Consider the following 12571-nt stretch of genomic DNA (forward strand, 5'->3'; position numbering starts at 1 on the left):
CGCCCCTATCTAACGGTTATACATATAAGTGTATCATAGAAATATGAACAATAAACGACTAGGAGATTTCCCCCTAGCCGTTATTGTTCATATTAGCAGAAGCAAGCTGCTCCTACAATAATTAGTAAAATAAACAGTACAACAAGTAATGCGAACCCACCGCTAAAACCACAATCAACGTGACCCATAGTTTTTTGACCTCCTACATTGTTCTTACTACACTGTTATCATATGAAGTGGTGGGCATGATGACATAGGCATCGGTCTATTTTTAATTAAATTTCTTAAAAAGGTTGGATAGAACATGAGTATGCTCTATACTTATGTTGTTATAGAAAAAATGTGGTGGGATGCTTTGTGCAATATAATTTTAAAGTAGAGGCTTTTGAAGGGCCTTTAGATCTATTGTTACATTTAATACATCGTTATGAAATTGATATATATAATATTCCTGTAGCAGATATTACAGAGCAATATTTATCTTATGTGCATACGATGAAAGAACTTCAATTAGATGTTGCAAGTGAGTATTTAGTAATGGCCGCAACGTTATTACAAATTAAAAGTAAAATGTTGTTGCCGAAACATGAAGAAGATGTACTTGATAACGGTGATGATTTTATAGATGATCCTCGTCAAGAATTGATGGAGAGGTTAATTGAATATAAGAAATATAAGCAAGTTGCTACTGAGTTAAAAGAAAGAGAACAAGAAAGAGCACAGCTATATACACGTCCACCAATTGACTTTACATCGTTGCAACAAGAAGAGGAGACAAGCTTGCCTCTTGATGTTACGTTATATGATATGCTAGCGGCATTTCAAAAATTAATGCGCCGTAAAAAGGCAAAAAAACCTGTAACAACACGTATTACTCGTCAAGAAATACCAATTGAACAGCGAATGACTGATATTTTAAAGCAGTTAAAAATAAAGGGTGGTCGCCAAAGTTTTTATGATTTATTTGTTGATGATGAACGTGAAATAATGGTCGTAACATTTTTAGCAGTTCTGGAACTTATGAAAAATCAACAAATCATAATTGAGCAAGAACATAATTTTGATGAAATTTTCGTATCAAGCTCTAATAAATCTGCATAGGGCAAGTATGTAAAATTGGGATAAAAACACTTTATCTCATGCTATGTTTTAATGTATCGTTTGGAACAAGAGAAAAAATATTGAACCGAACGCATTGATTGTGATTCGGTTTTTTGATGTGTATTTTTATGGGAAAATAGAAGGAAGGAGCTCGTGAAATGGATAGGAAAGAACAAAAGTCAATTATTGAAGGCCTTTTATTTGTTTCTGGTGATGAAGGGATTTATCCAGAACAAATAGCGAAAGTTCTTGAAATTGAAATGAATGAAGTAATGAATATTTTAGAAGAAATGCAACAAGAATGTGAAGGTGCAAACCGTGGTTTGCAAATTGTACAGTATGCAAAAGTATATCGTTTTGCTACAAAGAAAGAACATGCTTCATATTATCAAAAACTAATAGATACACCAACAGCTGCTTCGCTCTCACAAGCTGCCCTTGAAACGTTAGCGATTGTTGCATATCGTCAACCAATCACAAGGACTGAAATGGAAGAGATTAGAGGAGTTAAAACCGATAAGGCGTTACAAACGTTGGTTTCCCATTTACTTATAAAAGAAATGGGAAGGGCGGAAGGACCAGGGCGTCCTATTTTATACGGAACAACAAAAGAATTTTTGGACACATTTGGATTGAAAACATTAGATGATTTACCCCCGCTTTCTGAAGAGAATGAACAAATGAATGAAGCAGATTTATTCTTCGGTTCCTTACAAGAGATATCGAAATAAAAGCTTAGCATTTTGCTAAGCTTTTTTTGTATATCAATTATTTACAGTGCCATACTAAATGAAAAAAGGAGACGAGTTATGAGAGGTATGCGGATTATTCTATTATTAGTTTCTGTTTTATTATGTTTTTCTTTAAATAGCGCATCAGCTAAAAGGTATATGATGTCCATTCATACTACGTCTCCTTTACATATGCATCGGCAACATCTTAGTAAAATGAAAGTGAGCTTTTTAAAAGTGGGGCAAGGTGATGCAACACTTATCATAATGCCAAACGGACAAACAATGTTAATTGATGGAGGACCTTATGAAGCAGGAGAGGTTATTATTCAGAAATTAATTGAGAAAGGGATTAATCATTTAGATGTAATTGTCAGTACGCATCCCGATATGGATCATATAGGGGGGCTAATTCCAATTGTAGAGCAAATGCCGGTATCGCTTATATTAGATAGCGGAAAAACATATAGTTCTCTTACTTATCATACATATCGGAATAATATTAAAAAAAGAGGGATACCTTTCGTTTCAGTAAAGGAAGGGCAATATATACCGCTGGATCCACATGTTTCTATACAAGTATTAAACAATGGGAAATCAAAAGATGAAAATAATGAATCCTCAATTGTTTTGAAGGTACGATATGGAAAAGCGGATTTTTTATTAATGGGTGACGCGGATGTACGGACAGAACATGAAATATTAAAACAATTTGATGTACATGCAGATGTTTTAAAAGTGGGGCATCACGGCTCGTATACTTCAACAAGTGAAACGTTTATAAAAAAAGTGGAACCGCAGTTTGCTATTCTGTCTTATGGGAGTAGTAATCCGTATGGACATCCTCACCAAAGTGTAGTAAAACGCTTAAAAAGGCACGGTATAATGGTATATAGAACGAATAAACGTACAGTAGAAATAGAAACAGATGGTGAACATGTTATGTTAGAGTCTAGCGGGTTAATGCCATTGTTGAAGTGACTTCTATATTAGGGGTGGATACTGTCCCTTTTTGGAAAAATGAATACTATATATTATAATTATAATGGACGTAAGAAATTTCCTTTTTTGTTGAATAAAAAGGAAATTTCATTAGAATGTATAGACAACTACTCGTGCATATATTAAGATGGAACTAGGCGAATAAGGTAATAATAACAAGTAGGTATTTCATGGGAAAGGATCGATGAAAATGAAAACGCAAATTGTCATCAATGCCAAAATTTACACAGGTCAAGAAATAGTGGAAAACGGATTTATTCGTTACGCAGAAACCATTAAAGAAATTGGTTTGATGGCTCAATATGTACCACAAGAAAATGAAACTGTTTTTGATGCTACAGGGAAGATTGTAATTCCAGGTATGATCGATGTTCATATTCATGGTGGATACGATATTGATGCGATGGATGCAAATAGCGATGGGTTAGTAACTCTAGGTAAAGAAATGTTAAAAGAAGGGGTTACAACTTACTTCCCAACAACAATGACACAAGCTCCAGAGGCAATTGAAGCAGCGCTAACTGCTGCGAAAGAAGCAAAAGAAAAAGGAGCACATTTCGAATATATTCACTTAGAAGGACCTTATGTTTCAAAGAAACGTGCAGGTGCACAACCACTTGAACATATCGTTCCTGCAAATATTGAGCAATTTAAACAATGGCAAGAAGCAAGTGGGAATTTAATTAAATTAGTAACATATGCACCAGAAGAAGAGGGAGCATTAGAGTTTGAACAATATCTTACTGAAACTGGTGTAGTTGGCACAATGGGGCATACAGATGCAATTGATGCGCAACTAAAAAATAGAAAGATTACACATGCGACACATTTATACAATCAAATGCGTGGATTACATCACCGTGAGCCAGGAGTTGTTGGTCATGTGTTATTAAATCCAGATGTAATGGTTGAAGTAATTACAGATGGTATTCATATTCACCCTGATATGGTGAAATTAGCATATAAGTTAAAAGGACCGAAAAAAGTAAGTGTTATTACTGACGCAATGCGCGCAAAAGGTCTTGAAGATGGATTATATGAGCTTGGCGGACAGCCGGTACATGTAAAAGATGGTAGTGCTCGATTAGAAGATGGAACGTTAGCTGGTAGTATTCTAAAAATGGATCAAGCTTTCCGAAATGTAATTGAATTTACAGGTTGTTCAATCGAAGATGCAGTACTGATGACATCAGTTAACCAAGCAGAAGAGTTTGGATTAAATAATAAAGGTGCATTAGCGGTAGGAAAAGATGCAGACTTTGTTGTGATGAATGAAGATTTACATGTATATGATACGGTTCGTTTAGGAATTCATATGAAGGAAGGGAAGTAATTAAATGAATATTCTTGTTGTAAAAACTCCAGAAGAACTAGCAGAAGTAGGTTATAAATTAATTGAAGAAGTTGTAAAAACAAAAGAAAATCCAACATTAGGAATGGCTACAGGAAGCTCTCCATTAGGTATTTATGCAGAAATGCGAAAAAATAAACTTGATACAAGCCGTGTAACCACTGTAAACTTAGATGAGTACGTAAATTTACCACATGAAGATAAAAACAGCTATCACTATTTCATGCAAGAACAGTTGTTTGATCATCTTCCATTTAAACAAACTTATGTACCAAACGGGATGGCAAGTGATTTAGAGGAAGAATGCAAACGTTACGAGGGCATTCTAGCTGCTAACCCAGTTGACCTACAGATTCTTGGAATCGGTGAAAACGGTCACATCGGATTTAACGAGCCAGGAACACCGTTTAATTCTCCAACGAACATTGTTGAATTAACAGAATCTACACGCCAAGCAAACCTTCGCTTCTTCGAAAAAGAAGAAGATGTGCCAACTCATGCGATTACAATGGGAATTGGAAGCATTATGAAAGCGAAACAAGTTCTACTTGTAGCTATGGGTGCTAAAAAGGCAGAAGCTGTTAAAGAATTATTGCAAGGTGAATATAGTGAAGAGTGTCCGGCTACAGTTTTACAACGTCATCCGAATGTAACCGTAATCGCAGATCAAGAAGCTCTATCTTTATGCAGTGAGGCGATTGCTGATGAACATCGACAAGTATTCACCATTTCCGATCTATTATCAGATTCAAGAGTGGGTGAAACAGCTAATTGAGGACGGCGAATGGAAGCCGGGAGATAAAATCCCATCTGAGAATGAACTTTGTGATAAGTTCGAAGTGAGTCGTATGACAATCAGACAGGCGATTAATAATTTAGTGGAACAAGGCTATTTATATCGGAAGCGTGGAATTGGAACATTTGTCCAACTTCCGAAAGTGGAACAAAAATTGCAAGGAATGACGGGATTCACAGAAGACATGATTTCTCGTGGGATGAACCCAAGTAGTCAATTACTTAGTTTCCGCCTAGTTCCAGCTACTGCTAAAATAGCAGACCGGTTGAGAATACAGGAGGGGGAATCGGTTTATGAAGTGAGGCGTATTCGCTTAGCTGATGATGAACCGATTGCTTTTGAGACGACATATTTGTCGCCAGCTCTTGTAAAAGATATTAACGAAGAGATATTGCAACAATCTTTATATGAACATTTAGAGAAAAAACTGGGCTTTAAACTTGTTAGCGCTACTCAGTCAATTGAAGCTTCTGTTGCAACGGAAAATGAAGCTGAACATCTGCATATTCCTAAAAAGGCGCCTGTACTTGTAATGCGTCAATGGTCATATTCAGAAGGTGAGATACCGCTAGAGTACGTGAAATGTATTTATCGTGGAGATCGTTATAAATTTATTACGAATATCGCACGTAACAAATAGTATATTTCAGTTTGTGAAGTACAGTGGAAATGAAAATGGATAACATGTAAAGAAATAAAAATACGACTCATCCTTATAAGGAATGAGTCGTATTTTTATTATGAGCAATTACGTGGTTAACAGCATCTTTGACGTGATTTACTACATAGTGAGCGTGTTTTTTTACTGCATCATCTGCTTGCGACATAGCAAAACTGTGAGGAGTTAAAGAAAACATAGGAATATCATTGTAAGAATCCCCTATACAAGCAATTTCCTCAGGTTTTATTTGAAACTCATTTAATAAAACAGAAATGGCAGAGCCTTTACTAACATTCGGTGGCATTACATCTAAACATTGTTCTGCTGAGATGAAAGTACTAACTTTCCCGTGGAATTTTTCATCAATTTTTTTCTGAAGGAGTTGCAAGCTCTCCTTTGTTCCACCGACAGAAATTTTATTTGGGAAAATTGTATCATCAATCTTCTGTAGTAAGTTTGGTTCTTCAACAGAAGTCATAGTTACTTGTTGTTCAAGTTCTTGAATAAAAGGTGTTTTCTCTTCAATGTAATAATTATGCTCATCACTTACATAACGGAAATAAGGATTTTCATTCGTCATAGCTAACAAATCGGGAAGTATGCTGGAATCAAAAGTTGCAGATAATAGTTGTTTATTTTCATGTGTATATACAAAAACACCATTTACACTAATACGATGAAAATTTGTATTTACAGCTTTCATTAAGTCTGCAATTTCATTATCAAGTCTTCCGGAAGCGAAGCAAAGAATAACATTTTGCTCGGCGAGGCTGCGTAGTGCCGCAACATCTTGCTCATCAATAAGACCTCCGTGTTGCATCATTGTACCATCGATATCACTTACAAACATTTTAATCATGTTGTTATCTCCTTTCTATGTACAGTTGCTCTTACATTATATGCATCATATATAAACATGTCTAAAAAATGAATTTTTATTAAATGGCAGATGTTTTACATTGACGACAAAGAAGAATATTCTGTAACATAAAAGTAGGCTATTTAAGTACGAGGGTGGTGTTATATGAATAATTATCTGGAAATTAAAAAAGTCTTAAATAATAATGTCATCATTGCTAGCCATCCTGAACACGAGGAAGTAGTAGTGATTGGTAAAGGAATTGGATTTGGGAAAAAAGCGAAAGATGTATTGGAGCAAGAACAAATCGAAAAAATGTTTGTCTTAAAAAATGAACGTGATCGTGAACAATATAAATTATTAGTGCCGCATGTTAGTGAAAAATTAATTGAATTGATGAACGATATTATGCTGTACATTCAAGAAAAAGCAAAATCTCCACTAAATGAACATATTCATATTGCGTTAACAGATCATATTTCATTTGCAATTAAAAGGTTAAAACAAGGACTTACAATTGATAATCCTTTTTTAGTTGAAACAAAAATGCTCTATCCAGAGGAATATGAAATTGCTGAAGGTGTTGTAGAACTTTTAAATTCTCGTTTGCAAATTACATTGCCAGAAGGAGAAATTGGTTTTATTGCACTTCACATTTACAGTTCGCTTACAAATTCTGATTTATCTTCAGTTAATCAAAACTCCCGTCTCATTGCACAACTTGTATCTTTAATTGAGACAAACTTACAAATTACATTAGATCAAGAGAGCATTCATTATTTACGCCTTATTCGTCATCTTCAATATGCTATTGAGAGGGTGAAAAAAGGAGAAAAAGTAGAGGAATCGCAAAGTTTTGCTGATTTATTAAAGGCGGAGTATCCAGTTTGCTATAACGTGGCTTGGAAGCTAGTTAAGGTCATGCAAAAAGAGTTGCAACTACCTGTATATGAAGCTGAAAGTATTTATTTAACGATGCACTTGCAACGCTTAGTAAAGGCAGAGCATGTGTAAAAAGTCATATATTTTTGTCTAAAATGAAAACGTTAAAAAAAATGATTGAATCGCTTACAATAGTTATGTATAATAACTATTGCAAAGTTATACAAATTTCGACAAACAGATTAAGGAGAGTAACGAAAACGTTTGCCTTAATTATAGTGAACTTATACGTAAACCTATTTTTGACACGTGTTACTGATTCGATCAGGCATGAGTGGAGAAAAGTAAGGAATGTAAGCTAGAGAAAGGGATATACTACCCTTTGTATAGCTATCGTTCTATCTTTTTTTCCTCATGTCTTTTTGGCGTTTGTCGGAAGGTATCAATATAGATAAGAGAGGAAGGGTTTCCATGTTTAAGAAGATCTTTGGTGTTCTTCAAAAAGTCGGAAAAGCGTTAATGCTTCCAGTAGCGATTTTACCGGCGGCAGGTATTTTACTTGGATTTGGTAATGCATTTCAAAATCCACAGTTAACAAATGTTATTCCTGCTTTAAAAGCAGATTGGTTCGTAATGGTTGCAAAAATTATGGAACAATCTGGTGATATTATTTTCGCTAACCTTGCATTATTATTCGCAGTTGGGGTAGCAATTGGTTTAGCTGGTGGAGACGGAGTAGCTGGTTTAGCAGCATTCGTCGGCTACTTAATTATGAACAAAACGATGAGTGTGTTCTTAGAAGTAGATAAGCTAGTGAAAGTAACAAGTTCTGGAGCAGACCCAGTAAAAATTGGATTTGCAGATCCAGCGTATGCAAACGTATTAGGTATTCCGACGCTACAAACAGGGGTATTTGGTGGTATTATCGTCGGTATAGTAGCGGCATATTGCTATAATAAATACTTCAACATTGAATTACCATCATACTTAGGTTTCTTTGCAGGTAAGCGTTTCGTACCGATCGCAACTGCAACATTCTCTTTAATAGTAGGTATTATCATGTGCTTCGTTTGGCCATACATTCAAGGTGGCTTAAACACGTTCTCACATCAAATGATTGATGCGAATAGAACAATCGCAGCATTTATATTCGGTTTAATTGAACGTTCATTAATTCCATTTGGACTACACCACATTTTTTATTCGCCGTTCTGGTTCGAATTCGGTCAGTATACAAATGCAGCTGGCGAATTAATCCGTGGTGACCAAAAAATCTTTATGGCACAGTTAAAAGACGGTGTAGAATTAACGGCAGGTACATTTACAACTGGTAAGTATCCGTTCATGATGTTCGGTCTTCCAGCAGCAGCTTTAGCAATGTATCATGAAGCACGTCCAGAAAATAAAAAATTAGCAGCAGGTATTTTAGGTTCTGCAGCATTAACATCTTTCTTAACAGGTATTACAGAGCCACTTGAATTTTCATTCTTATTCGTAGCGCCAGTATTATTCGGAATTCATGCTGTATTTGCTGGTCTATCATTTATGACAATGCAAATTTTAGGTGTTAAAATTGGTATGACATTCTCTGGTGGTTTAATTGACTTCCTATTATTCGGTGTACTACCAGGCCGTACAGCATGGTGGTGGGTAATTATTGTTGGTCTTGTACTAGCAGTTATTTACTACTTCGGATTCCGCTTTGCAATCCGTAAATGGAATCTAAAAACACCTGGTCGTGAAGAGGCAAATGCGAATGACGGTGCAGGAAAAGCAGAAGCAGGCGAACTTCCTCGTGAAGTATTAGTAGCACTTGGGGGTAAAGAAAACATTGCTTCTTTAGATGCTTGTATTACTCGTTTACGTGTTCAAGTTAACGAACAAAAGAATGTAAATAAAGACCGCTTAAAAGAACTTGGAGCAGCTGGTGTACTTGAAGTTGGAAATAACATTCAAGCTATTTTCGGACCGAAATCTGACACGTTAAAATCACAAATTCATGATATTATGTCAGGTCGTACACCTCATGCTGAAAAAGAAGAACCTGTAAAAGTGGAAGAAACTCCTCAAAAAGTTGATGAAAATGAAACAATTGTATCACCAATTGAAGGGAAAATCTTACCAATTACAGAAGTACCTGACCAAGTATTCTCAGGAAAAATGATGGGAGATGGATTTGCAATTGAGCCAACTGAAGGAACAGTAGTTTCTCCAGTTAACGGTGAGATCGTTAATGTATTCCCTACAAAACATGCGATTGGTATTCAATCTGAAGGCGGAAAAGAAATTTTGATCCACTTCGGTATTGATACTGTAAAATTAAATGGTGAAGGTTTTGAAGCGCTTGTAGCACAAGGCGACAAGGTGAAACAAGGCCAACCATTATTAAAAGTAGATCTTGCATTTGTAAAAGAAAATGCACCATCTATCATTACACCAATTGTCTTTACAAACTTACAACAAGGGCAACAAGTCGAATTGAAAAAAGATGGAAATGTTAAGAAGGGCGAAACCGCTATTATTGACATTCAGTAGGAATTTGACGCAAAATGTTTATAATTATAATAGGCGATGTGGTTGACCGAACATCGCCTATTATATACAATAGATGATGTAGTACTCACGTCTATACAACTAAAAAATACTGTAATTTAAAGGAGATAAATTATCATGGAAAAAATCTTTAAAGTAACTAGCGACTCAGGAATTCATGCTCGTCCAGCAACTCTACTTGTAAACACTGCAAGCAAATTCGGTTCTGACATTAACTTAGAGTATAACGGAAAGAATGTTAACTTAAAATCAATCATGGGCGTAATGTCTTTAGGTATTCAACAAAACGCAGAAATTAAAATCACTGCAAATGGTGATGATGCAGCTCAAGCACTAGCAGCTATCGAAGAAACTATGAAAAACGAAGGATTAGGAGAATAATGACTCTTAACATTCAAGGGATCGCTGCATCAAGTGGGATTGCTATTGCAAAGGCTTTCAGACTTGAAAATCCTGAATTTAACATCGAAAAGAAATCAATTACAAACGAAGCTGCAGAAATTGCACGCTTAGACGCTGCGCTTGAGAAAGCAAAAACTGAATTAGAAGCTATTAAAGACCACGCATTTGCTGAGCTAGGTGCTGACAAAGCTGCGATCTTTGAAGCACATTTATTAGTGTTAAATGATCCAGAACTAGTAAACCCAGTAAAAGATAAAGTGAATAGCGAAAAAGTAAATGCTGAATTTGCAATGGATGAAGTTGCATCAATGTTTATTTCTATGTTTGAAAACATGGATAACGAATATATGAAAGAACGTGCTGCAGACATTCGTGACGTAACAAAACGCGTTCTTGCACATTTACTAGGAATTAACTTCTCAAATCCTGGTACAATTTCTGAAGAGGTAATCATCATTGCTGAAGATTTAACACCATCTGATACAGCTCAGTTAAACCGTAAGTATGCAAAAGGTTTCACTACTGATATCGGTGGACGTACATCTCACTCTGCAATTATGGCTCGTTCTATGGAAATTCCAGCTGTTGTTGGTACAAAAGTTGTTATGGAGAAAATCCAAAACGGCGATATCGTTATCATTGACGGTTTAGATGGAGAAGTAATTGTAAACCCATCAGAAGAAACTCTTCGTTCGTTTGAAGAAAAGAAAGCGAAATTTGAAGAGCAAAAAAATGAATGGGCAAAATTAAAAGACCAAGCTACTGTAACAAGTGATGGACATCACGTTGAGCTTGTTGCAAATATCGGAACACCAAATGATGTACAAGGTATTATCGATAATGGTGGAGAAGGCGTTGGTTTATACCGTACAGAATTCTTATACATGGGCCGTGACAATCTTCCAACAGAAGAAGAGCAGTTCGAAGCGTATAAAGCAGTTCTTGAAGGTGTAAAAGAAGGTCAACCGGTCGTTGTTCGTACACTTGACATCGGTGGAGATAAAGAGCTTCCATACTTACATTTACCAAAAGAAATGAACCCATTCTTAGGATACCGTGCAATTCGCTTATGTCTTGATGAGCAAGATGTGTTCCGTACACAACTTCGTGCATTACTTCGTGCTAGCGTATACGGCAACTTAAAAATTATGTTCCCAATGATTGCAACTCTTGATGAGTTCCGTCAAGCGAAAGCGATTTTATTAGAAGAGAAAGCGAAACTTGTAGAAGCGGGTACAACTGTTTCTGATTCTATTGAAGTTGGTATGATGGTTGAAATCCCAGCTTCAGCAGTATTAGCAGATCAATTCGCGAAAGAAGTTGATTTCTTCTCTATCGGAACGAATGATTTAATCCAATACACAATGGCTGCAGACCGTATGAACGAACAAGTATCATACTTATACCAACCATATAACCCATCTATTTTACGTCTTGTAAAAATGGTTATCGATGCTGCTCATAAAGAAGGCAAATGGGCTGGCATGTGTGGTGAGATGGCGGGAGATTCACTTGCTATCCCATTATTATTAGGATTAGGTTTAGATGAGTTCAGTATGAGTGCAACATCTATTCTTCCTGCAAGAACACAACTAAGCAAGTTGTCAAAAGCAGAAATGGAAACATTAGCAGAAAAAGCATTAATGATGTCAACTGCTGAAGAAGTTGTTGAACTAGTTAAAAGCATATAATTAATAAAAAAACCTGAGTCGATTTGAAATCGGTCTCAGGTTTTTTCTATGAGAAAAGTAAATCTTGTTTTCTTACTATAGAGGATAAGACACAGAACTAGATAGCGATAGCAACGATATCAGTTGGGCATACACGTAAAATACCATTAAAAGTATTACGTTGACGGTTCTTATCATCTTTGTTGTCGTCTTTATTATCTTTATCATTATTGTTACGAGCTAAAGCGGAGAAAAGAGCAACACCGTTAGCGAAACCTTCAAAAATTACATCGTTGAAAGATCCGATACCTTTAATGCTTAAAAGAGAAAGCTCTGTTCCAACTGAAATGCTAGCAAGTACGTTACATACAGCTGGTTGTTGTGGTTTTACCTCTCTCTCTTTCTCGCGATGGTCACGATGGTCGCACTCTCTTTCACGATGATGACAGTCTCTAAAGTTATCACAGCATCCAAATGATCCAAACATAATCCTCATCACCCCCTTCACACTTATAATCTATGTAAGTTCGGTAGTTAGTGACTGGACAGAGAGTGGAATTTTT

At 36.0% G+C, this 12571-nt stretch carries 13 protein-coding genes; 10 read left to right on the forward strand and 3 right to left on the reverse strand.

The annotated features are described in order from the left end of the window. Nucleotides 1–92: 92 nt before the first annotated feature. A complete protein-coding gene (locus MHI28_RS26865; RefSeq protein ID WP_000510194.1) occupies nt 93–188 on the reverse strand; it encodes a YjcZ family sporulation protein in 96 nt (31 codons plus the stop codon). 169 nt (nt 189–357) lie between these two features. Between MHI28_RS26865 and scpA the strand changes: the two genes are divergently transcribed. The 6 genes from scpA to MHI28_RS26895 all read left to right on the forward strand — a co-directional run bounded on the left by scpA (nt 358) and on the right by MHI28_RS26895 (nt 5621). Then, nucleotides 358–1101, forward strand: coding sequence for a segregation/condensation protein A (gene scpA / locus MHI28_RS26870; RefSeq protein WP_001199753.1), 744 nt, complete (start codon nt 358–360; stop codon nt 1099–1101). 158 nt (nt 1102–1259) lie between these two features. Beyond that, nucleotides 1260–1832, forward strand: a complete 573-nt coding sequence (gene scpB / locus MHI28_RS26875; RefSeq protein WP_000375173.1) for a segregation/condensation protein ScpB — start codon at nt 1260–1262, stop codon at nt 1830–1832. 78 nt (nt 1833–1910) lie between these two features. Continuing rightward, nucleotides 1911–2813 (forward strand): ComEC/Rec2 family competence protein, encoded by a 903-nt coding sequence (locus MHI28_RS26880; protein ID WP_001214828.1) that lies wholly within the window; start codon nt 1911–1913, stop codon nt 2811–2813. A gap of 211 nt (nt 2814–3024) precedes the next feature. Continuing rightward, nucleotides 3025–4167, forward strand: coding sequence for an N-acetylglucosamine-6-phosphate deacetylase (nagA, locus tag MHI28_RS26885; RefSeq protein ID WP_002082222.1), 1143 nt, complete (start codon nt 3025–3027; stop codon nt 4165–4167). A gap of 4 nt (nt 4168–4171) precedes the next feature. Further along, nucleotides 4172–4960, forward strand: coding sequence for a glucosamine-6-phosphate deaminase (nagB, locus tag MHI28_RS26890; protein WP_001024215.1), 789 nt, complete (start codon nt 4172–4174; stop codon nt 4958–4960). Further along, nucleotides 4890–5621 carry a GntR family transcriptional regulator gene (locus MHI28_RS26895; protein ID WP_014894892.1) on the forward strand — a complete coding sequence of 244 codons (732 nt, stop codon included), beginning with the start codon at nt 4890–4892 and terminating at the stop codon, nt 5619–5621. The genes nagB and MHI28_RS26895 overlap by 71 nt, the downstream gene beginning before the upstream one ends. A 73-nt stretch (nt 5622–5694) precedes the next feature. On the opposite strand, the gene MHI28_RS26900 is transcribed toward MHI28_RS26895, so the two are convergent. Continuing rightward, a complete protein-coding gene (locus MHI28_RS26900) occupies nt 5695–6501 on the reverse strand; it encodes a Cof-type HAD-IIB family hydrolase (RefSeq protein WP_000594250.1) in 807 nt (268 codons plus the stop codon). A 165-nt stretch (nt 6502–6666) separates the two neighbouring features. Between MHI28_RS26900 and glcT the strand changes: the two genes are divergently transcribed. From glcT to ptsP, 4 genes are all read left to right on the forward strand, one after another. Further along, nucleotides 6667–7515 carry a glucose PTS transporter transcription antiterminator GlcT gene (glcT, locus tag MHI28_RS26905; RefSeq protein ID WP_001067323.1) on the forward strand — a complete coding sequence of 283 codons (849 nt, stop codon included), beginning with the start codon at nt 6667–6669 and terminating at the stop codon, nt 7513–7515. A 339-nt stretch (nt 7516–7854) separates the two neighbouring features. Next, nucleotides 7855–9918: a PTS glucose transporter subunit IIABC gene (gene ptsG / locus MHI28_RS26910; RefSeq protein WP_000473175.1), complete on the forward strand. Its 2064-nt coding sequence runs from the start codon at nt 7855–7857 to the stop codon at nt 9916–9918. A 135-nt stretch (nt 9919–10053) separates the two neighbouring features. Next, the gene (gene ptsH, locus MHI28_RS26915) at nt 10054–10317 is read left to right on the forward strand and encodes a phosphocarrier protein HPr (protein WP_000411080.1); all 264 of its coding nucleotides are present in this window, start codon (nt 10054–10056) and stop codon (nt 10315–10317) included. Then, on the forward strand, nt 10317–12029 hold the full coding sequence (gene ptsP, locus MHI28_RS26920) for a phosphoenolpyruvate--protein phosphotransferase (protein WP_000174212.1): 1713 nt from the start codon (nt 10317–10319) through the stop codon (nt 12027–12029). Before ptsH ends, ptsP begins: the two co-directional genes overlap by 1 nt. A 97-nt stretch (nt 12030–12126) precedes the next feature. On the opposite strand, the gene MHI28_RS26925 is transcribed toward ptsP, so the two are convergent. Then, nucleotides 12127–12495, reverse strand: a complete 369-nt coding sequence (locus MHI28_RS26925; RefSeq protein WP_000468031.1) for a DUF3915 domain-containing protein — start codon at nt 12493–12495, stop codon at nt 12127–12129. Nucleotides 12496–12571: the final 76 nt, after the last annotated feature.

It is taken from the genome of Bacillus sp. FSL K6-0268 (genome assembly GCF_038005425.1).
Classification (GTDB): domain Bacteria; phylum Bacillota; class Bacilli; order Bacillales; family Bacillaceae_G; genus Bacillus_A; species Bacillus_A thuringiensis_S.